Origin of the sequence: Clostridium sp., assembly GCF_036639235.1 — a bacterium.
Taxonomy (GTDB): domain Bacteria; phylum Bacillota; class Clostridia; order Clostridiales; family Caloramatoraceae; genus Clostridium_AB.
The window spans coordinates 1-22,353 of sequence record NZ_JAVWJB010000015.1; the positions used below are offsets into that span (position 1 = coordinate 1).

18 protein-coding genes are annotated in these 22,353 nt (G+C 34.3%); 4 read left to right on the top strand and 14 right to left on the bottom strand.

Going from position 1 to position 22,353, the window contains the following annotated elements; all coding sequences use genetic code 11:
- Window positions 1-36: 36 nt before the first annotated feature.
- From RR539_RS05655 to RR539_RS05670, 4 genes are read right to left on the bottom strand one after another with little or no spacing between them, the layout of a single operon-like run.
- Window positions 37-834: an XdhC family protein gene (locus tag RR539_RS05655; RefSeq protein ID WP_332474423.1), complete on the bottom strand. Its 798-nt coding sequence runs from the start codon at window positions 832-834 to the stop codon at window positions 37-39.
- A 4-nt stretch (window positions 835-838) separates the two neighbouring features.
- Window positions 839-1,633 carry a selenium-dependent molybdenum cofactor biosynthesis protein YqeB gene (gene yqeB / locus RR539_RS05660; RefSeq protein WP_332474422.1) on the bottom strand — a complete coding sequence of 265 codons (795 nt, stop codon included), beginning with the start codon at window positions 1,631-1,633 and terminating at the stop codon, window positions 839-841.
- Window positions 1,626-2,930, bottom strand: a complete 1,305-nt coding sequence (yqeC, locus tag RR539_RS05665; protein WP_332474421.1) for a selenium cofactor biosynthesis protein YqeC — start codon at window positions 2,928-2,930, stop codon at window positions 1,626-1,628. Before yqeC ends, yqeB begins: the two co-directional genes overlap by 8 nt.
- 13 nt (window positions 2,931-2,943) lie before the next feature.
- Entirely contained in the window at window positions 2,944-3,966 is a 1,023-nt protein-coding gene (locus RR539_RS05670; protein WP_332474420.1) for a molybdopterin-binding protein, read from the bottom strand.
- 196 nt (window positions 3,967-4,162) lie between these two features.
- Between RR539_RS05670 and RR539_RS05675 the strand changes: the two genes are divergently transcribed.
- A complete protein-coding gene (locus tag RR539_RS05675) occupies window positions 4,163-4,681 on the top strand; it encodes an ECF transporter S component (protein WP_442878394.1) in 519 nt (172 codons plus the stop codon).
- A gap of 19 nt (window positions 4,682-4,700) precedes the next feature.
- Here the strand turns inward: RR539_RS05675 and RR539_RS05680 are convergent, their stop codons facing one another.
- From RR539_RS05680 to RR539_RS05715, 8 genes are all read right to left on the bottom strand, one after another.
- On the bottom strand, window positions 4,701-5,009 hold the full coding sequence (locus RR539_RS05680; protein WP_332474418.1) for an MGMT family protein: 309 nt from the start codon (window positions 5,007-5,009) through the stop codon (window positions 4,701-4,703).
- 49 nt (window positions 5,010-5,058) lie between these two features.
- A complete protein-coding gene (locus RR539_RS05685) occupies window positions 5,059-6,360 on the bottom strand; it encodes an amidohydrolase family protein (protein ID WP_332474417.1) in 1,302 nt (433 codons plus the stop codon).
- Between the two features lie 459 nt (window positions 6,361-6,819).
- The gene (locus RR539_RS05690; protein ID WP_332474416.1) at window positions 6,820-7,437 is read right to left on the bottom strand and encodes a cyclodeaminase/cyclohydrolase family protein; all 618 of its coding nucleotides are present in this window, start codon (window positions 7,435-7,437) and stop codon (window positions 6,820-6,822) included.
- Window positions 7,438-7,677: 240 nt separating this feature from the next.
- Entirely contained in the window at window positions 7,678-9,231 is a 1,554-nt protein-coding gene (locus tag RR539_RS05695; protein WP_332474415.1) for a methyl-accepting chemotaxis protein, read from the bottom strand.
- A 165-nt stretch (window positions 9,232-9,396) separates the two neighbouring features.
- Entirely contained in the window at window positions 9,397-11,109 is a 1,713-nt protein-coding gene (ade, locus tag RR539_RS05700; protein ID WP_332483446.1) for an adenine deaminase, read from the bottom strand.
- Between the two features lie 82 nt (window positions 11,110-11,191).
- Window positions 11,192-13,447, bottom strand: coding sequence for a xanthine dehydrogenase family protein molybdopterin-binding subunit (locus RR539_RS05705; protein WP_332483445.1), 2,256 nt, complete (start codon window positions 13,445-13,447; stop codon window positions 11,192-11,194).
- A gap of 1 nt (window position 13,448) precedes the next feature.
- Entirely contained in the window at window positions 13,449-13,922 is a 474-nt protein-coding gene (locus tag RR539_RS05710; protein ID WP_332473558.1) for a (2Fe-2S)-binding protein, read from the bottom strand.
- A gap of 28 nt (window positions 13,923-13,950) precedes the next feature.
- On the bottom strand, window positions 13,951-14,814 hold the full coding sequence (locus RR539_RS05715; protein ID WP_332473559.1) for an FAD binding domain-containing protein: 864 nt from the start codon (window positions 14,812-14,814) through the stop codon (window positions 13,951-13,953).
- 754 nt (window positions 14,815-15,568) lie between these two features.
- Here RR539_RS05715 and RR539_RS05720 point away from each other — a divergent pair.
- Both RR539_RS05720 and RR539_RS05725 read left to right on the top strand, forming a co-directional pair.
- Window positions 15,569-16,633 carry an XdhC/CoxI family protein gene (locus RR539_RS05720; protein WP_332473560.1) on the top strand — a complete coding sequence of 355 codons (1,065 nt, stop codon included), beginning with the start codon at window positions 15,569-15,571 and terminating at the stop codon, window positions 16,631-16,633.
- A 201-nt stretch (window positions 16,634-16,834) separates the two neighbouring features.
- Window positions 16,835-18,364: a putative bifunctional diguanylate cyclase/phosphodiesterase gene (locus RR539_RS05725; protein WP_332473561.1), complete on the top strand. Its 1,530-nt coding sequence runs from the start codon at window positions 16,835-16,837 to the stop codon at window positions 18,362-18,364.
- Window positions 18,365-18,395: 31 nt separating this feature from the next.
- Here the strand turns inward: RR539_RS05725 and RR539_RS05730 are convergent, their stop codons facing one another.
- The gene (locus RR539_RS05730; protein ID WP_332483444.1) at window positions 18,396-20,552 is read right to left on the bottom strand and encodes a tetratricopeptide repeat protein; all 2,157 of its coding nucleotides are present in this window, start codon (window positions 20,550-20,552) and stop codon (window positions 18,396-18,398) included.
- Window positions 20,553-20,709: 157 nt separating this feature from the next.
- On the opposite strand from RR539_RS05730, the gene RR539_RS05735 reads away from it, so the two are divergent.
- Entirely contained in the window at window positions 20,710-21,579 is an 870-nt protein-coding gene (locus tag RR539_RS05735) for a methionyl aminopeptidase (RefSeq protein WP_332473583.1), read from the top strand.
- A gap of 65 nt (window positions 21,580-21,644) precedes the next feature.
- Here the strand turns inward: RR539_RS05735 and RR539_RS05740 are convergent, their stop codons facing one another.
- Window positions 21,645-22,274, bottom strand: coding sequence for an HAD family hydrolase (locus RR539_RS05740; protein ID WP_332473563.1), 630 nt, complete (start codon window positions 22,272-22,274; stop codon window positions 21,645-21,647).
- Window positions 22,275-22,353 lie beyond the last annotated feature (79 nt).

Sequence of the window (22,353 nt, forward strand, 5' to 3'; positions counted from 1 at the left end):
AAACTTTGAGATAACTTCTACATAAACCCTTTTTAATTATCTTGAAATGTATTTCATATGGCTTGAATATCCCTTATTCTTAACAAGAGTAACCTCTGCCATTATAGCTAGTGCTACTTCACTAACCTCACGTCCACCAAGTGCAAGACCTATTGGAGCGTATACTCTATTTAAAACATCTTCAGTAACTCCCTCTTCTCTTAGATTATCGAATATCTTCTCAACCTTAGGCTTGTTACCTATCATTCCTATATACTTAGCATTACTTGTTATAACTTCCTTAAGTGCTAACTCGTCACTATCATGTCCCCTTGAAACTATGATAATAAACGTATTGTTATCAATATGGTAGTTTCTAAGTGTTTCATCCATATCTCCAAGAAGTAATTCGTCTGCTTCTGGGAATCTTTCTGGGCTACAGAATGCTGGTCTATCCTCTACTATTGAAACTGAAAAATCTAAGAATCTTCCAAGCTTGTAAAGTTCAAGTGCAACATGTCCTCCTCCTACAATTAGTAGTTTTGGCTTTTGGTTGTACACTCTAATGAATACCTCAGCGCTTCCTCCACATGCATCTCCACTTTCTCCCTGTGTCTTAGGTGAGAATTCAAAAGTCTTACTCTCCCCTGTAGCTAAGCATTGTTGAGCCTTCTTAATAACAGTAGCCTCAAGTACGCCTCCACCTATAGTTCCTATTATAGTTCCATCTTCATATACACCCATTGTAGCCCCTAAAGCTCTTGGTGATGGCCCTGAAACCTTAGTTACCATAGCCATAGCTATCTTCTTGTTACGTTTAATCTCTTCTGAAATTCTTGTTAAAACACTTTGCATAAACTTACCTCCTAAAACTTAAGCACATAATCGCCTCAAGGACGCCTCCCCCTATTGCTCTAGCCTTCTCTGAAATCTCAAAGCAGTAATTAACCACCGCTCTAGGGTCTGTATCGGCTATCTTAAGACCTTTCTGTACATAAGTACCTTCTCTTATTAAACCTCTAAGTACTCCATCTATATTGCTTATTACATTCATATCATCAATTGTAGCAATAACCTCACCAGCTCTAACCACATCACCTATAGATCTAACATGGTTTATTATTCCCTCAGCAGGTGATTTTATTACCCTGTCATATGTATATCCACCTATATTACCAGGCTCTCCTGTATTAGGAGAAGCAGCTCCCTCGTAAATAACCTTACCAAGGTAGTGTCCCCTATTAGTTTCAACAACAGCATTAACATCTACTCCTGCTGTAAACCCAGGTCCAACTCCAATAACAATCGGTGCCATATCTATATATGTTCCTATATTTTTCTTAGCTAGTATTGCATCTATTACTACGTCTACTTTAAGTTTGTTTAATATTTCACATTCTTCGTCTATTATAACAGAAATTTGGTTATTATTAAAGGCTTTCTGAACATCTTCTAAGGTTTCACAAAAGACAGCTTCTATTCCTTCAACAACTGCACTCCTGTTATAAATAGCATCTGCAAATGCTACTGTTCTTCTAATTACAAGGGGCTGTACTATTTCTGTCATAATAACATTAAAGCCAGAATTATGTAGTCTATGACCTATTCCACTAGCTAGGTCCCCTCCCCCTCTTATAAGAACTGTTCTATTCATCTACCTTACCTCCTAGTAACTTAAATTCCTCAATCGTATCTACGTCAATCCCCTTAACTTCATCCTTAATAAGCACTTTGTTAATTTTTTCACATTTCTCTATAACTATCTTTCCACCATTATCTCCACTAAGAGAAACCAACTCCTCCCTTAGGTATGATGGAAATATTACAGGGTTACCCTTTTTATCACCATAATAGGGTAGAGCTATATAATCATCTTTTGTATTAAAATTATTAATCACAGAGTTAATAATTTTAGAATCTAAAAATGGTTGATCTGAAACCATAAACATATATCCCTTGTAATTATTATTAAGACTATTAATACCGAGCTTAATAGACATACTTTGTCCACTTTCTGCTTCAGTGTTTTTACAAAGGACAATAGGTAAATCATCTATTTCGTCTAGCACATAATCGTCTCTATATACTAAGACTATTTTATTAAGATTAGACCTAGTAGCTGCAAGTGCTACCCTTCTTATCATGCTAATTCCATTTATTTTCATAGTTAATTTATTTCGACCCATTCGTCTTGAGAATCCTGAAGCCATAATTACAGCTGCAATATTTTCCCCATCATGGATAAATTCCTTATTATGAATTGATGATATAAATGTTTTATTAACACCTGATTCACATCTAATCTTCTTTAGAATATCCTTGGCCTTATTCTTCGCCTCCTTAGAATCACACTTACTTAAAACAAAATATTTTAAGCATCCCTTAGGAGTTCCCTTAAATATTCCCTTATTACTGTTAACTAAAGCTGCTATAGCCTTCGAATCAACTATAGTACAGTCTAAAATATTACTACAAAACAGCTCATGTCTAAAGCAGACCTTACTCAACTCCTTCCCAACTACTTCTATACCAACCAGTCCTATATTAATATCTGTTAAGGATGGAACTATAGGTTCTGACTCACCTGGTGCCTTTATAGCCATATTCTTAGCACCATCACCCTCTATTAATATAAACTTAAAGACTTTATCTATGTAGAGTTTATCTAGAAGACCCGGGTCTACTCCTATAACTTTATTATCTTGATTAATCCCTCCTGAAAGTAGGGTTATTCCTGAAAAGGGGATAATACTATCCCCTTTTTCTAAATTAATTATATTATTAACCTCACCATCACTTGGCATAAATATTTTAGTTGTAGTTGTTATAAGTACACTACCATACTCTACAAGATAATTTGCTAGTGCCATCATTGTTGAGGTTTTACCTCCTCCACCAACAAAACATATCATTGCACCATTTTTCTTATCTATTGCCAAATCTCTAAACATATTTCACCTATAGTTAATTACCAAAAGTACAAACTGGGTAATGACATACCGTGCAGTTTTGGCATATGCCTCCATGTGCAAGCTCTGCCATATCTCTTTTAGTAATTCTATCTCCCGCAATTAATCTTTTAAATACTAAGTCAAACACTGTTATTTTAAAGAACATCCCACATGCAGGAATACCTACTATTGGAATATCACCCTTATATGCGATCATAAACATAGCACCAGGAATAACCGGCGAACCATAAGTTACAACCTCATCTGCAACCTCTCTTATAACGCTTGGTGTTAAATCATCTGGGTCAACACTCATTCCACCTGATGTTATTATTATTTCACATCCCCTAGATAATAAATCATCTATACATCCCTTAATCATAGATTCATCATCCCTTGAATATAAAACATCAACAATTGTACATCCATAATCATCTGCCTTAGCTTTTAGAAGTGGCCCGAATTTATCTGTTATAATTCCCTCATAAACCTCAGTTCCTGTAACAACTACTCCAACCTTATAATTATGAACAGGTTTAATAGATACAACATGTCCATATTTCTCGCAGATTTTTTCTACTTGTTCTATTTTATCCTTCTCACAAATTAAAGGAATAAGTTTAGCCCCTGCAACAAGCTTTCCCTCATCTACTAATGTATTAGTATGTAATGTTGCAAGCACTACCCCCTCAATTTGGTTAATTTCCATTAATGCTTCTAAGTTTATTTTAAGTAATCCTCTAGACTTTGATAAAAAATTAACCTTCCCTTCACTAGGCTCTGTTAATTTAATTCCCACTCCATATGCAGCTTTAGCAATTCTATCAGCAGCTTCTTCCTCATGTATCATATTCTCATCAAGCTCTAATATAAATATATGATTCTTTCCCATGCTCTTAAGTTCATCTATTTCATTAGCCTTAACTATATGGCCCTTCTTGAATCTAGCTCCTTTAAACTCCCCTGGAACTATTTTAGTCATATCATGTGCTAATACCATCCCTACTGCTTCTTCAACTTTAACCTTCTTAATCATAATAACCTCCATATAGATAAGTATATTAGAATATTTAAACTATTCACTTATAATTATATCAAAATTTTACTCGTTATACCAAGCAAAGTATTACCTTATTATAAATTCTTTGATAATTTTTAAACAATCATTTATATTTATACTTATTTTGGTATACTTGTATTTGATTATATAATCAATTTAATATTTGGAGGAAATCATGAAAACTAAAAATTTAGTAATTACGGCCCTACTTATGGCCTTTGCAATAATTATACCAGTAGCGTTTGGAGGATTCTTAAGAATTATTATACCTCCTTTCTCAGCGACCCTTGCTTCACATGTACCTATATTTTTATCAATGTTCCTAGGACCTATTCCGGCAGTTATAGTTGCTATAGGTAGTTCTATAGGATTTCTAATAAGCTTCCCAGACCCTGTTATAGCAGCAAGGGCTCTAATGCATGTAGGTGTTGTACTTGTCGGCGCAACACTACTTAAAAGAGGAGTTGGTTACTGGAAGGTAATGATTATAACTGCTCCTATACACGGAATACTTGAATCACTTATAGTTATTCCATTTGTAGGATTTGATTTATACCAAGCATTTATAGTTGTTGGAATCGGAGCTATGATTCACCACATGGTAGATGCAGGTATTACAAGAGCAATACTTCCAGCACTTAAGCTAGCCTCACCATCATTTAGTGAGAACTTACATAATAAATCAGCATAGATAGAAAGCACCAATAATTTTATTGGTGCTTTTTTAGTGCGTACTTTTCCATATTAACTTTACCGTCTATTACTTGTACCCCTTCAGCCTCTAGTAAAGCTGCATGGGCATCTATGCCCCCAAAGGCAAATGCCTTAGCTAGGCTTCCTTCCCTATTAACCACTCTATGGCAGGGTATAACCCCTGGAGAGGGATTTTTATGTAGAGCATACCCTACAGCCCTAGATGCATTTTTATTGCCTACCATAAGGGCTATATAGCCATAACTCGCTACCTTTCCCTTAGGTATCTTACTAACTTCTTCATAAACCCTATTATAAAAATTCATATTTCCTCCTAAATAAAAAAGCCTCAGATTTCTCTGAGGCTTAAATATACTAGTTGAACTTAGGCTCGTCTACCTTGTTACCAGCTACGTATCTGTCAACGATTTGTCTGTCGTCTCCAACGTAGATGTATCTTTGAACTCTCTCTTCAACTGATCTGTCATTTACGTCTGATAGTTCAGCATCGTCAACGATAAGTGCGTCGAATTCATATCCTTCTTCGAAGCTTCCAACCTTACCGAAGAACTTACCGCCACCCTTAGTAGCTAGGTATAGTACTTCTGGAGTTGATAGGAACTCACCGAATGCACTGTACTCTGGGTTTTCTACCCACTTAACCTTTGAAACTTGAACTGCATTAACCATAACGCTAGCCATTGATACATCATGTCCACCTGAGATGTCTGATGCAAGACCAACTGGAACTCCTGCCTTAAGAAGCTTTCTTATAGGTGAAACTCCACTGATTAGGTTACAGTTTGAGTGTGGTGAGTGAGCAACGAATACGTTGTTCTTAGCCATAAGAGCTATTTCCTCATCAGTTAGGTGGATACAGTGAGCCATAACTGTTGGCTGTTGACCAAACATTTCGAATTGGTCATATACTCCACCGTAGTTTGGAGCTTCTGGGTGAAGTTCCTTAACCCAAGCAACCTCTCCTCTGTTTTCTGAAAGGTGAGATTGAACTGGAGTGTTATATTCCTTAGCAAGCTTTGAAAGTCCTTGCATTAATTCTCCTGTACAAGTAGGAACGAATCTTGGAGTAATTATTGGCTTAACGATATCGTACTTACCGCTTGTAGCCTTTAAGAACTCTTCAGTGTCCTTAAGTGATTGAGCTGTTTCTTCTATGTAGAAATCTGGTGAATTTCTATCCATGTTTACCTTACCAACGTAAGCTCCTAGTCCTGCCTGAGCTAGAAGATCCATAAGAAGTGCTGATGCATCCTTATCAATTGTTGCGAATAGTACTGATCTAGTAGTACCCTTCTTCCATAGCTCGTAAACAACCTTCTCATAAGCTTTCTTAGCATATTCAAGATTTGTGTACTTAGCTTCTTCTGGGAATGTGTAAGTCTCTAACCATGGAAGTAGTTCCATATCTATACCAAGACCTCTGTTAGCAAATTGTGGTGCGTGGAAGTGTAGGTCAACAAATCCTGGTAGGATTAGCTTGTCCCCATAGTCAACAACGCATACGTCTTTGTACTCTTCAGGTAGAGTTTCGTATACACCCTTAACTAGTTTTCCTTCTACTACTATGTAGCCCCCCTCAAGGATTTTGTATTCTCCAAATGCTGGAGTAAATACTACAGTTCCTTTAACTGCTTTTAGATTTGATGTGCAAGCCATTAAAAATCATCTCCTCAAATTTTATATTCTTTAACATTATTATAACTTTACTTCACATTTTATTCAAGGTTTATTGTTTTAAATTTACCAATAATTCTAACTATTTTTCTGAAATTCACGTATATTTTATGTTTAATTTTGTATAATCCTGTAGATAATCATAGTTTTTCCTTACATTTCTTATAAATCACTATATAAAGTATCTAGTTTAACCTAATATTAAATAGAATTTTTCAAATATTCTAATTTGTTTTATGTTAAAAATACACAAATATATTGTTAATTTATCTCCCATAGTAACTTGACAAATTAGTAGTATCCTAACAATACATTTGTGTATTTTTACTATATATATTTATATTATGTTTATCGACAGTTTATAAGCTAAATTCTAATATGTAGACTATGTTAAGACAAAATAAAAAGGAACTTCTATTGAAGTTCCTTTTATTGCAATTATTATAGGTTAACCTTTGAAAGGATTGAAGCTTCTACTTCGTTAACCTTAGCTTCGATTTCTTTAACCTTAGCTGAAAGTTCTGCTACCTTAGCTTCATCCTTGATTGATCCAAGGTTGATCTTTACATTGTAAAGAGCTGAGATAACTGCAGTTCTAGCCATCATAGCAGCTACTGCTCCGTCAGTTACAGCGTTTTGGTTACCCTTAACTACCATAACTTCAGTGTACTTCATGAAGTTAAATGCTGCTTCTGCAACTGAAAGTGGTACTTCTGCTGCTTCAACGATAGCTGATTGCATTGCTGCACTTCTAGCTGCCTTCTCTTCGTCAGTTGCCTTTGGCATCTTCATAGCTGACATGAACTTGTCAAATGAATCTGCATCCTTATCGATTGCTTCAACGAAATCAGTAGTAGCCTTAGCAGCTATTTCCTTAACTTCCTTCATTTCTGCTTCTGCTTCTTCGTAACCCTTCTTACCAATAGTAAGTCCTGCTACCATCTCTACTAGAGATGCTGAAATACTTGCGCTTAGTGCAGCTATACTTCCGCCACCTGGTACTGGTGCATCTGATGCTGTTGCTGCTAAGAATTCTTTAATAGTTTTGTTTGCTAACATTATAAAATCCCCCTTGTGAATCTATGTATTTTTTTAACAGTGTTTAAACTGTGATTAAACCTGTACTTCCATTATCATTATATTACTCAATACCTCTTCTTTCAAGATATTATTTCATTATTAGGTGGAAATCCTTGCAATTTGTATAGATTTGCCATACTCCAATAAGCATCCTCTATTAAATTAGTATTTTCTATACCAAATATAAGAAAAAGAGGGCTTAAAAACCCCCTCATATTGTTAGTATTTTATTAATGATTCAATTGACATTGCAACCTGGTATATAACACCTCTATCTCCAATAGCAAGGAATTTAAATAGTCTTCCATCTTCAATTCTCGCCTTAATAGGAGTTGCTGTAAATACCTTAGTACCCTTTTTAAGTTCTAGGAATGTTGGGTCGCACTCATATAGGTTAAGATTTCCTACCTCCTCATTACACATTGTAACAAGTCCTGTAGAATCTGTTATGTATATAGAGTCCATATTTATCTCCTTACACATATCAGCTATTTCTGACCTACTTAAATGTCTTGAACCTACCTTTTCCTTAACTAAACGGGCTGCTTCAAGCATTTTTTGCTCCATAACCTCACCTATAACAGCCTGCTGCATATCTATTGCACTAGTATAAAGCTTATCTGCAATCTGCTTAAGATCTGAAAGCCTCTTATTTTGAAGCGAAACCTCACTACAGCTTTCCTGCATCTGTGAGAACAGTTCATTGGTAAACTCTGCTATTTCCTCTATGCCAACAGCAACAGAACCACCATTCTCCCCAATTCCAGTTATCTTTTGATGAATTCCTTCTACCTTCTTAGCACTAATATTAAGTGACTTATCTATATCAGTAAGTTCCTTAATAGTTCCTGCAACCTCATCATACCCTTCTTCAAGAGTCGAAACCTTAACCTTAACAATTTCTTCGATTTCTACAAGGTCTTCATTTAGCTTTAGAACAATTCCTTCAATTTGCTTTGAGGCATCTGAAGTTTGCATTGATAGTTTTCCAACCTCATCTGCAACAACAGTAAACCCACGACCAGCTTCCCCTGCTCTTGCAGCTTCTATTGAAGCATTAAGTGCAAGCATATTAGTTTGGCGTGCAATTGATGATATAAGATTAGTCATATCAACAACCTTTTCAGATGAGCGGTTTACACGCTCTATTTGAACTGATATGTCGTTTATAATCTCCTTCATATCATCCATTCTTTCCTGGATTTTATATGTAGCGCCTATTCCCTTGTTAGCAGCTGAAATTGACTCACGGGTAAACCTTGCTGTTTCCTCCATATCATCAGATGCTTCCTTAATACTTTGGATAATTTCATGTGTTCTATCCTTAATATCCTCAAGCATTCCTGTTTGTTTTTCGCTACATCCACAAGTTGTTTCTGCATATGAGTTAATCGTGTCCATAGTTGAAGCTGATTCCTCTGCAATAACGCTAAGCTTCATACTAACACCTGATACATCAGTTGACATTAGAATTTGATTTTTAAATGTTTTCTTAAGGTCTAGGAATTTATCATTAAATACCTCACCTATTTCTCCAAGCTTCTCCTTATCAAGTTCCTTATCAAAGTGCTCTGGAGAAAACATTTCTATTGCCTCTTTAACTGAATCTTCTTTACTACCCTTAGATATAAATCCTACTATAGCAAATATAACAATAATAGCTAGGTTAAGAGAAATTGCAATTCCCTTACTAGATACTAAAAATGCAATTACCTGGGTAATACACATTGCTAGTATAAACATAATAGTTAGTAGTTTTTGTGATCTGATCATACTAATCCCCCCTTAATACAAAAAAGCCAATAGAATGAAAAACTCATATAATTTTATTATATTTATATTTTTTACCAATAACAATGGTAAGTTACATAAAAATTCAAAATTTTAATACGAAAAAGAAGACACCAATCCCCTTGATATCTTCTTTACACTTAAATATTATGGATTAATATCTATAAATTTAAAGTTAACTACGTCAAATAATCCCTTATCTGTTATCTTTACTTCTGGTATTACTGGAAGTGCTAAAAACGCTAGGGTCATAAACGGGTCTACCTTACTACTTACAGATAGACTTCTTGTTATCTCCATCATTCTTTGAAGATCCAAGTCAACTTCTTCAAGTGTTTTTTCAGACATAAGGCCTGCAATTTTTAGTGGAAGTGATGAAATAACTTCACCCCTGCTACTTATAACAATTCCTCCACCTATGTGTTTTATTTCATTTATACACTTAACTATATTATCGTCACTATCTCCAATAACAATAATATTATGACTATCATGTGCAACAGTAACTCCTATTGCTCCGTTTTTAATTCCAAACCCCTTAACTAATGCTACTGCTGTTTTTGAACTTCCTGTATGCCTTTCAACTAAAACAATTTTTACTATATCCTCTTCAGGATTAACATTAAACTCACCGTTTTCAGTTAATACATCCTTTTCGACTAGTTTTGTTACAAGGCTATGGTCTATAAGTTCTATAACTCTAGCTCTACTGGCATTAAGTTTAAGTGCAACATCTTCCTTTGTAAATTCCTTAATATTAACCTTTGATAGTACCCTTTCATCTACATGGTCTTCAACCTCAATAAGCATTTTCTTATTTTCAGCTATTAGGGCTCCGTCCTTAAATACCATTTCAATATCTATATCTTTAAGATCTTCAAAAACAACCATATCAGCAATATATCCTGGTGCTATTGCTCCCTTGTTTTTTAAACCATAACATTCAGCACTATTTAAACTTGCCATTTTAATAGCATCAACCGGATCAAGCCCAAGCTTTACTGCCATTCTAATATTGTTATCTATATGTCCTCTTTTTAATATATCCTCAGGATGCTTGTCATCTGTACAGAATATACATCTTCTCATATTATCCTTATTAACATATGGAATTAAATCCTCAAGGTTTCTAGCTGCTGTACCCTCTCTAATTTGTACATACATACCTCTTTGAAGTCTATCTTCCATTTCTTTTTTAGTTGAACACTCATGTTCTGTTTTAACACCTGCTATAACGTAGGCGTTAAGCTCTTCATTTTCAATTAATGGACCATGTCCGTCTATTATCTTACCATCTGCTACATGTAGTTTATCTATTATCTTAGAATTCCCTGCAACTACCCCTGGAAAATCCATAAGTTCTCCAAGTCCTAGAACTCTTTCATGATTAATTATTTTCTCAAGTGAGTCTGCGTTAAGTACTGCTCCTGATGTTTCAAAATCTGTTGCTGGTACACATGAAGGTAACATTACATAAACGTCTAGTGGTAGTTTCTCAGTTGCATCTAATATGTATTCTATTCCAGAAAGTCCACAAACATTTGCAATTTCATGTGGGTCAGCTATTATTGTTGTTGTTCCTCTACTTAGTATGTGTTTTGAAAATTGAGCAGGTGTGCTCATTGATGATTCGATATGTACATGTGAATCTATAAATGATGGTGCGATGTATTTTCCTTTAATGTCGATTTCCTTTTCACCAATATAGTTTCCTATACCAATTATGTATCCATTGTCTATTGCAAGGTTTCCTTCTACTATTTCATTTGTAAATACGTTTATTACCTTTGCATTTTTAATAACTAAATCTGCCTTTTCTCTTTTTGCTGCTACGTCGATTTTTCTTTTAATACTATTCAATTTTATCATCTCCTAAAATAATAAAAGGTTATAAAAAGAGGCTGCACAAAATTATACAGCCTCGATTTTTACTTTCTAATAACTACTTAATTCCGTTTGCTCTAAGAGCCTTTAACATTCTCTCAGGAGTAACAGGAAGGTCAGTCATTCTAACACCTGTTGCATCATATATAGCGTTAAGCACTGCTGGTGCTACTGCAACCATTACAGGCTCTCCTATACCCTTAGCTCCGTATGGTGCTGTTGTTTCAGGATCTTCAATGATTATATTTCTAACTCTTGGAAGGTCCATTGCAGTTGGGATAATGTAGTTAGTGAACTTGTTGTTCTTAATTACACCATTTTTAACTCCAAGGTCTTCGTATATAGCATAACCAACACCCATTGCAAAGCCTCCATCCATTTGGCCCTCAATGATTAGTGGGTTAACTGCACGTCCAACATCTTGAGCGTGTGATGCTTCAGTAACTTCAATTCTACCAGTTGCAGTATCAACTTCAACCTCAACTGCACAAGCATTGAATGTATATGGCCAGTATGGTACACCTTGTCCATCATCATCCATTTGAACTGTTTGTGCTGTAAAGTTACCCTTGCATCTAACAGCTCCACGTCTCTTATAAAGCTCTTCAAATGTTATACACTTAGCTTCGAATGTTTCAAGATAGATTTTTCCATCTTCAAATACAAATCCAACATCACTGTTAAGTTCAAGTTCTTGTCTTGCAATTTCAGTAAGTTCTGCTCTTAGCTTATCAGCAGCTCTCTTAATTGCATTACCTGTATTGTAAGTTTGTCTACTAGCCGCAGCTGTTCCTGAGTCAGTTGTTAGTGAAGTATCATCACTTACAAATATAATGTCTTCAAACTTAAGTCCTAATGACTCAGCTGGAATTTGAGCAAGTGCTGTTTTACATCCTTGTCCAACTTCAGCAGCTCCAACAAATACAGTAACCTTTCCACCTTCTGAAAGTTCTACATGTGCCTCTGACTCGTCTGGGAATCCGTTTCCGTATCCAGTTCCGTAGAATGCACTTGCAACTCCTCTTCCTCTTAGCTTACCAGGTTTACTTTCTGATGGCTTACTAAGGTCAGCTTCTACTGCTTCTATACATCTATCTAGTGGTACACTTTCAACAAGTTTTTGTCCAGTTCCTGTAATAGAACCATTCTTGAAAATGTTTGCTTTTCTTATTTCTAGTGGAGTAATACCAAGCTTTTCAGCTAGCATATCCATTTGTTGCTCGTATGCTACTGGTACCTGAGTTGCCCCAAATCCTCTCATAGCTCCTGCAAATGGATTGTTAGTGTAAACTGCCATACTGTCTACCTTAATATGAGGTATTTCGTAAGGACCAGTCATGTGAACTCCTGACTTTCTAAGAACACTAAATGCCCATGAAGCGTAAGCTCCACTATCACCCATTACAGTAGCTTCAATTGCATGAAGTTTACCACTTTTAAGAGCTCCAGTTCTAACAGTTATCTTCTCACCGTGTCTCTTTGAGTGTGCCATAAATGACTCCTCTCTTGAGTAAACAGTTTTAACTGGTACCTTAAGAACCATTGCTGCTAGTGATAGGTGAATTTGTCCCATAGCGTCTTCACGTCCACCGAAAGCTCCTCCAACAGCTGGGTTAATTAGCTTAACCTTTTCGTTAGGTACTCCTAGTGCCTCTGCAACTTCTATTCTATCAAAGTGTTGGTACTGAGTAGCATAGCAAAGTACTACTGTTCCATCTTCCTCAAGGTATGCAACCCCTGCTTCTGGTTGAAGGAATGCATGGTCTACTTGAGGTACGTTGTAAGTATTTTCAACTACAACATCACACTCATCAAATGCTTTTTGAATGTCATCTTTTCCATGACCTTTTCTCATTTTGAAGTGGTAAAGTAGGTTGTCTTGTCCTTCGTGGATTTGAACAGCCCCCTCCTTCATAGCTTCTTCTGGGTCGAAGTAAGCTGGTAGGTCTTCATACTCAACTTCAATTAGATCTAGTGCCTCAATAGCAATCTTTTCAGTCTTAGCAACTGCAAATGCTATAGGGTCCCCTACTCTTCTAACCTTCTTACTAGCAAATACCTCATGGTCCTTAAACATAACTCCATGAGCATTTTCACCAGTAACATCAGCAGCTGTAAATACCTTAACAACTCCCTCTAGTGCCTCAGCCTTTGAAACATCAACCTTAATGTTAGCATGAGGTCTTGTTGAACGGAAAGTCTTACCGAATAGCATTCCATCCATGTATATATCTTGTGGGTAAATAGCCTTACCAGTTACCTTAGCTTCAGCATCTACTCTTAATATGCTTTGTCCAACTACTTTTAAACTCATATTATTTGTCCTCCTTCATATATTCAGAGGCTTTATGTACAGCGTCTACTATCTTAGTGTATCCTGTACAGCGGCATAGATTACCTGAGATGCCTTCCTTAATTTCAGCCTCAGTTGGCTTGCTATTTCTTGCTAGTATTGACTTAGTAGCTAGAACCATTCCTGGTATACAGAATCCACATTGTACTGAACCTGCATCAACAAATGCCTTTTGGATTGGGTGAAGTTCTTCACCGTTTTGAAGTCCTTCGATTGTAGTTACTTCCTTACCTTCTACTTGGAACGCCATTACTAGACATGAGTCTATTAGAATACCATCCATAAGTACTGTACAAGCACCACACTCTCCTTCTCCACAACCTTCCTTAGTTCCAGTTAGGTGTAATTTATCACGAAGTAGGTCAAGAAGTCTCATATCTTCTTCTACTTCTACTGAATGGCTAACGCCGTTTACTTTTAAGTTAACTGTTTTCATATATATTCTCCTCCTTGTTTAAGCTTTGCTAGTTAATAGCTGCTACTGCCTTAGTAAGTGCATCCTTAAATGCTCCCTTAACAGCTTCACTCTTGAATTCCATAGTGCTTCTGCCAGCAAGTCTTTCCTTAATGTGATCTTCAAATGCACATGCTACTTCTTCTAAAGTAGCTTCATCTAGCTTCTTTCCAACAAGAAGTTCTTCTATCTTACTTTCTCTTTCTGGGCATCTTGATAACGAACCTGAACCAATCATGCTTTCAGTGCATATTCCACTTTCATCAACCTTAACACTTACAGCAACTGAAAGTCTTGAGATTGCTAGAGCGTTTCTAAGACCAAGCTTTGAGAACCCTAATGCTCCCTTGCTTCCTAGCTTATTAACCTTAATTGAGTAAAGTAGTTCGTCTCCCTTAATGTCAACTGAACCCTTTCCTGTATGTAGGTTCTTAAGTGCTACTTCCCTTTCTCCATTTAGTGACTTAATAACGCAAGTAGCGTCAAGTGCCATTAGTGGTGGAACAGTATCTGCAGCTGGTGAACCATTAGCTATGTTTCCTCCAACAGTACCTCTGTTTCTAATTTGAGGTGAACCTACTGAACGAGCAGCCTCTGCAAGTCCCTTGAATTCACTATCAAGTAACTCGTTTGTCCACATATCCGTAAATGTAGTTGCAGCTCCTATTTCTACATAGTCTCCTGCATCCTTAATGAATCTAAGCTCAGCAATATCTGCTATGTCTATCATAACTTCTGCCTTAAGCTTTCTTTCCTTAAGCTCAATAACTATGTCAGTTCCCCCTGCTATAACTTTGGCTTTGTCTGAGTATTCGTTTAGAAGTTTTAATGCTTCATCCATTGATGATGCTTTAAATACACTTTTAAGATCCAATATTTATACCCCCTCTTACATTTTCGCAATTATTATTGCAAACAAAATTATTAAAATATTAAACAAAATCATAATTTAACTACTTACTATAATACTACTGGGTTAATCGATTAACAAATACCAATTAATCAAATAATCCTTATTTTTTGACAATTTAAAAAGGTTTTCTTCAATTTTTGTGCCTATCCCTTAGGTTTAAAAGCGAAATATCCCTATATAACTTCATGTCATTCATTCGTTATAGTTTAAACCTTTTATAACGTAAATTAAATTTTTGATGATATTTATTAAACCTACTATATTAATTATGTATATTATATTAATCAAATAAATAATCCTTTTATGGTTATATTTTCGATTGAATAACCATATTTCGGATTATAGAATGAATATTAATTAAATGTATAGATACTATGTTAATTTCCCTGTATACTTTAATAAATTTACCATAAATATATTTTCTTACTTTCAAAAAAATAAAGTTTTCGAAAAACTATTTAGATTTTTCATCTTTGTGTTATTAGTAAAATTTTATATTATATACCTAGTACTTTAGTGACTTAAACGTTTTTTCTCCGTAATTTACAATGCTATAAACTTCAAATAGTTCGTATATAGTTATTTCCGATACCTATTATTATATTAACTTTTATTAATTTTAGTTTTTTTTACCTTTAATTCAAATTTATATATTGTTATTTTTCTATTTAATTATGTATACTATAAAATAACTTATGATTTAGGGGGATTTTTTATGTTTAAACATATATATAATAACCTTCAAGAGACTATTAATAGTGGAATTGAATGCGTTTTAGTTACATATCTTAATAAAGCCACAGAATCTAGTGGCAAAATACTTAATAAAATTCTTATTAACTCCTGTGATATAGATTCTAATGATAATAACCTTGAGGATGAAACTCTTTTAGCATGTCATAATGCTATATTAACAGGTAAGATACAAACACTTGAAGTACTAGATAAGCTAGTTATTATAGAGCCTTTTGCTCCAAACCCTAGACTTATTGTTTTTGGTGGAGGTCATATTGCTAAGCCTCTTTGTGAATTTGCTTCAAGGGTAGGTTTTTCTATTACTCTAATTGATGATAGACCATTCTTTGCAAACTCTACACGCTTCCCTGAAGCTGAAACTATAATATGTGATGACTTTGAGAATTCTTTTAATAAGATAGAATTTAGAAAATCTGACTTTGTTGTTATTATTACAAGGGGACATAGACATGATGGTATTGTTTTAAGACATGTTATTGAACATGAATTATCATATATAGGCATGATAGGTTCTAAACGTCGTGTTCGTGGTATGATGGAGGAACTTAAATCAGAAGGATATAATAATGATGTTTTATCAAGTATTAATTCACCAATAGGACTTGATATAGCGGCTATAACACCGGATGAAATTGCTATTTCAATAGTAGGAGAGCTTATAAGCTTTAAAAATAAGGGGATAATAAGTCGTTCATCTAAAAAATACAGCTTCCCTGAATTCGACAGGGATGTTATAGAATCCGTATCTAAGGATGACTTATTTGAAAGTGCTTTAATTACTATACTATCTTCTAAGGGTTCTGTTCCTCGTAAGTCTGGTGCTAAAATGATAGCATATTTTGATGGAAGAACAATAGGAAGTATAGGCGGTGGGTGTAGTGAAGCTGCTGTAATTACAAGTTCCCGTGAAATAATGGGCTCTAAGGGTTACCTACTTCAGCACGTTGATATGACAGGTGATGTTGCAGAGTCTGAGGGAATGGTATGTGGTGGAACTATGGAAGTTTTAGTTGAAAGCTTCTAAATTATACTTAACTACAATTTAAAATAAAAAGCATGTTGATTAATATAACCAACATGCTTTTTATTTTAGTTAACAAATCACCTACTATTTAGTATCAATTTCCACTTATCTTACATATAGTTTACTAACAAAGCACCCAATCAGATAATAACATTAATATATTTGCGATAAATTAACCTGATAGGTAAAGGAGGTATTTGTATGAAGCATAGAAGTAACCTCTTTACTAAACAATTTGAAAATAGTATAGAGAATATAGTTTCCCCATCCACATCAACTATATTATTTGCTTCATTATTATCCTTACTTGGAGTTACTTTTATAACATTTATAATAACATCATCAAATTTTATAAGTAGCATTTCTCTTGGAATTTGCATTTGTATATTTATCATATATATATGTTCTCTAATCTATATGTTTAAGGTTGAGAATCGAACTCGGTACACTCTATATTATCTTGCATTTAAGGATTCACTTACTAATTCACCTAACTGGAATATGTTCTGCTTAAGTTTTCCTAAATTATTATCTGAATCACCTACCCCCTATACCTTTATAGTTCTGGATGTTGATAACTTTAAATATATTAATCATACCTTTGGATTTCGGGAAGGGGATAGTGTTATAAATCATATAGCACGCTGCATTGAAGAAAACATATTAGAAAAAGAAATGTTCTGTAGGCTTTCTAATGACTATTTTGCTCTTCTTCTAAAGTATGAGGATAAAGATACTACAACTAAAAGGCTTAAAAATCTAACTAATAGCATATCTTGTCCTAGTATGGACTTTGTATGTAACCATAAGCTTATAGTTAATTGTGGTATTTATCTTATTACTAATCCTGAGGAAAATATTACAGCTATAAAGGATAATGCTATTCTTGCACAACAAAGTGTTAAGGGTATGGAAAGTGGTAGCTTTGTATTTTACAGCGATATTTCAAAACACATTAATATGGAGAAAGAAATTGAGGGATCTATGATATATGCTCTTGATAATAAGGAGTTTACATTCTTCCTTCAACCTAAATACGACCTTAAACAAAACAAAGTAACAGGAGCTGAAGCACTAGTTAGATGGTTTCCTACAACCTCAAGTGAAATACCTCCATATAAATTCATACCTATTTTTGAGAAAAACGGATTTATCGAAGCTCTTGATAAATATATTTTTGAAGAAGTATGTAAAATTTTATGGCAGTGGAGACTACTTGGACTACCTTTAATTCCAATTTCAGTTAATATATCAAGAATACATCTTAATAATCCTCACTTTGTTAGTGAATATAAGGCTATTTTAAAGAAATACAATGTTAACCCATCTCTTATTGAAATAGAAATAACTGAAAGTGCTGTATTTGATCATATGGATATACTAATTAATATTATAGAAAAACTTAAAGATATAGGCTTTTTAGTATCCATGGACGATTTTGGTACAGGATATTCTTCACTTAATATGCTCCGTGAAATTCCTGTAGACGTATTAAAACTTGATAAAGCATTTTTCTATTCCGGTAATTCCTGGGATAGATCTAGAATTATAATTGAGGGAGTTATTGATATTGCAACTGGTCTTAATATTAAGGTTGTTTCCGAAGGAGTTGAAACCCTTGAACACGTTAACTTCCTTAAGTCAATAGGATGTGATATGGCTCAGGGCTACTACTTCTACAAGCCTATGAGCATAAAATCATTTGAAGATATAATTCTTGAAAAATTATAAAAAAGGTTAGGACTACTTAGGTCCTAACCTTTTATGATTTTTTCTTCTGAGTCTTTGAATATATTTCTTCTCTTTTCTTATTTATTTCATCTATATTATCACTACTCGGATTTATCTTCTCTGCCTTATTAAGATAATATAAAGCTCTTTTGTAGTCACCTGTTATATCATATATCATTCCTATATTATAGTATGTAGTTCCCTTTAAGCTGTAATTAACATTACCTGCTCTTTGGTAATCCTGAATTGCCTCCTGATATCGTCCTACAGACTTATAGGCATACCCCCTTGAAATATACATCTGTGCATCACTAGAGTCAAATTCTATAGCTAATGTATAGTCATTAATACTTCCTTCATAATCCTTAAGACTAGCCTTAGCCATTCCCCTGTAGAAGTAATAATCAGGTATTCTTGACTTCTCTATTAGCTTTGAAAAGTCACATATGGCGCTACTATATTCTCCACTTTCAAGATAACATCTTCCCCTTAATAAAAGTGAAGATTCATTCTCCTCACCATCCATTGATATATTAATATACCCTATAGCCTCTTCAAACTTATTCTCAAAATATCTAATATACCCAAGATAATAATAAGCTTCCTTGTTATCCTTATTAATCTCAATAATTTTTATAAAGCATTTATTTGCTTTTTCTATATTTTCTGTACTAATACATAGCTTTCCAAGTGTTAATAATATATATTCATTTTCACCTTCTGCTGCAAGTATCTTCTCATATAGTTCTATTGTTTTATCTAAGCTTCCTATCTCTTTATATGAAAGTGCAAGGTTATACTTATACTGAACAACGTCGTCCCTAAGTGTGGCAGCTTTTTCGAAATCATAAATAGACTCCTGATACTTTCTTAAAGTAGCATATAAACACCCTCTACTATTGTAGTAAACCTCATTATCTATATCCTCTTCAATAGCCCTTGTATAATTCTCAAGTGCCTTATCATATATTTTCATTCCCTCATAGCACTGAGCTACTCGATAAATATGTTGATGTCTTTCTTCTTCCCTACCTATTATATTATTAAAGCAATCTATAGCATCTTCATAACTTCCAATGGACATTTTAGCCTTACCCATTTTATCATATACATACTTGTTGTATTTATCTTTAACTACTTCACTATAATACTCAAATGACTCCTCATATTTTTCAAGTTCATTAAAGTAATAATCTCCCTTAAGAATTAGCATATGCTCTGTATATGGCCACTTACTGCACTCCCTTTCCCCCATCTCTAGTATTTCTACTGAATTTTTGTAGTCCTCAATCTTAAAATAACAACAACTTAATTCATAGTAGTAGTAATACTTATCAGGTGATATATCTATAGCCTTTTTATAGCATCCTATAGCAGCATTAATATCATTTCCTGCTCTATAGCATACTGCAAGGCCTTCATATGCAACATCCTTAGCATCATCTATATCTAAATCACATGCCCTTGCAAAATCTATTTTTGCATTTTCATACTCATTAACCTTTACATAATAGCTTCCTCTTTGACAAAGAACATTAAAATTATAGGGATCCTCTTCTAGTGCCTTATTATAATTTTCAAGTGCCTTATCATTTTCTCCCTCAGCATCAAGGGCCCTTGCCATAAAACTATTAACAGTCGGACTTTCACCTGTTAACTTAATAAGCTTGTCTGTATACTTTTTAGCAAGTTTTGTTTTACTGGTCGCAATTGCTGTTGCTATAACTAATTTATATGCTTCTTCCTTATCATCTGTTAATCTACTATAGGCTATAGCATTTTCAAGTGCCTCATCATATTTATTAAGGGATGCATAACACATTCCTCTTTTCATATATGCAAGTGGCTCCCTTTTAAATAATAAAATAGCCCTATCAAAGTCTTTTATAGCTTCCTTATACTTATACTCTTTAAGATATAGTTGTGCCCTATAAAAATATGCTATAAAAAAGAATGGTTCTATACTAATAGCCTTAGTAAACCATTCCTTTGCTTCATTATCATCTGAAGTTTTACAGTAAGTTTCTCCAAGCGCTACATATAAGTCGTAATTTTCTCCATAGATTTCTATTGCATTCCTTAGTTTTTCAATAGCCCTATCATGTGCATTAAACTGTGAAAGGTCTAGGGCCTCATTTATTATAGAATTTATTTTTCTTCTATTTTTAAAGTAGGAGAATAACCACATGTTAATTCCCTCCTGTTTCTTCGTAAATTTTCATATTTACCATCATTCTAGCATAGTAAGTCTACCTATACAATAATTGGCATATGATTATTTTGATTTATATTATCATTATTGTTAAAATGTAAATAGTATAATTTATAACCTACTGTTAGGAGGAATAAATATGAACAGAAATGATGATTGTTGGTGTGGTAGTGGCAAGAAGTATAAAAAGTGTCACATGGATATGGAACAAAGACTAGAGGCTCTTAAGCTTGAAGGTCATACAGTGCCAGATAGGGATATTATAAAGACCCCTGCACAAATAGAGGGAATAAAAGCAAGTGCTGCTATTAATAATGCTGTACTTGATGAGGTGGCAAAGCATATTAAGGCTGGTATGAGTACTGCTGACATAGATAAGATAGTTTATGACTATACAACAACTCAGGGTGCTATTCCTGCTCCTTTAAATTATCAAGGCTACCCTAAGAGTGTTTGCACATCTCTTAACGATGAAATATGCCATGGTATTCCACATGAGAAGATTATACTTAAGGATGGAGACATTCTTAATGTAGATGTATCTACTATATATAATGGGTATTACTCAGATGCATCAAGAATGTTTATTATTGGTGAAGCTGAAGAACATGCTGTTCACCTTGTAAACACAGCTAAGGAAGCACTACTTAAGGGAATCGAAGCTGCTAAGCCTTGGGGATTCTTAGGTGATATATCCTATGCTGTACAAAGCTATGCTGAGAGCAAAGGATATTCTGTAGTTCGTGACTTTGGAGGACATGGAATAGGACTTCAGTTCCATGAAGAGCCCTTTGTTCCCCACTTTGGAAATCCTGGTGAGGATATGATACTAGTTCCAGGGATGGTATTTACCATAGAACCTATGATTAATGAAGGTAGCTATGAAGTAGTTATAGATGAGGATGATGAGTGGACTGTATTTACAGAAGACGGTGGTCTATCTGCACAGTGGGAACATATGATTCTTATAACTGAAACTGGGGTTGAAATACTTAGCAAATAAAACTAGGATTTTATAACAGGATATTTACTTTCTAACAAGTCTAAAGGCAGCTTACGCTGCCTTTTTTACATCATATCTTTAAATGATTTTATGTACTTATCTACTGCTTCTTTAATTAGCTTCTCATTACCCTTATCAATATCCTTTATCCCAACAACATAAAACCCTGCTTTTTTAGCTACTTTAATACAGGGAAGGGAATCCTCAAATACTACCACGTCACTTACATCAAGGTTCATATCAGTGCAGCACTTTAGATATACATTGGGGTGATTTTTACTAAACCCAACTTCACTACAAGTATTAATATACTCAAATAACCCTAGTATATTATGTCTACTTAATACCTTTTCTGCAAGAGCTCTAGTTGTCATAGTTGCAAGTGATATCTTTATTCCACTACTTTTCAAATAATTAATGTATTCATCTGCTCCATCTTTTAAGCTAAATTCATTTTCGTATTTAGATTTCATATACATATTAATATCTGAAATAATCTCATCTACACTTAATTTAAAGCCATAATTCAATATGAAATACTCTGCTCCCTCCTCAAGTGAAGCTTTTTTAAGTATTTCATCCACATTATCTACAGGGGTTATACCCTTAAACTTTAAATATCCTGATGCAAGAGTTAACCATGCGCTTGATGAATCTATTAATGTTCCATCAAGATCGAATATAACACCTTTCATAATTTATCCCCCCAACCTAATTAATATTTACATTATAAACTAAAAAAAGGATTAAGACATAAGTCTTAACCCTAAATTT

Coding starts and splice junctions, on each gene's coding strand:
- yqeC (WP_332474421.1), bottom strand. CDS start 2,930: ATGTTTAGAGATTTGGCAATAGATAAGAAAAATGGTGCAATGATATGT.
- RR539_RS05690 (WP_332474416.1), bottom strand. CDS start 7,437: ATGTTAGCAAACAAAACTATTAAAGAATTCTTAGCAGCAACAGCATCA.
- RR539_RS05710 (WP_332473558.1), bottom strand. CDS start 13,922: ATGAAAACAGTTAACTTAAAAGTAAACGGCGTTAGCCATTCAGTAGAA.
- RR539_RS05725 (WP_332473561.1), top strand. CDS start 16,835: ATGAAGCATAGAAGTAACCTCTTTACTAAACAATTTGAAAATAGTATA.
- RR539_RS05720 (WP_332473560.1), top strand. CDS start 15,569: ATGTTTAAACATATATATAATAACCTTCAAGAGACTATTAATAGTGGA.
- yqeB (WP_332474422.1), bottom strand. CDS start 1,633: ATGAATAGAACAGTTCTTATAAGAGGGGGAGGGGACCTAGCTAGTGGA.
- RR539_RS05670 (WP_332474420.1), bottom strand. CDS start 3,966: ATGATTAAGAAGGTTAAAGTTGAAGAAGCAGTAGGGATGGTATTAGCA.
- RR539_RS05685 (WP_332474417.1), bottom strand. CDS start 6,360: ATGGCTTGCACATCAAATCTAAAAGCAGTTAAAGGAACTGTAGTATTT.
- RR539_RS05655 (WP_332474423.1), bottom strand. CDS start 834: ATGCAAAGTGTTTTAACAAGAATTTCAGAAGAGATTAAACGTAACAAG.
- RR539_RS05730 (WP_332483444.1), bottom strand. CDS start 20,552: ATGTGGTTATTCTCCTACTTTAAAAATAGAAGAAAAATAAATTCTATA.
- RR539_RS05740 (WP_332473563.1), bottom strand. CDS start 22,274: ATGAAAGGTGTTATATTCGATCTTGATGGAACATTAATAGATTCATCA.
- RR539_RS05695 (WP_332474415.1), bottom strand. CDS start 9,231: ATGATCAGATCACAAAAACTACTAACTATTATGTTTATACTAGCAATG.
- RR539_RS05705 (WP_332483445.1), bottom strand. CDS start 13,447: ATGAGTTTAAAAGTAGTTGGACAAAGCATATTAAGAGTAGATGCTGAA.
- RR539_RS05680 (WP_332474418.1), bottom strand. CDS start 5,009: ATGAATTTTTATAATAGGGTTTATGAAGAAGTTAGTAAGATACCTAAG.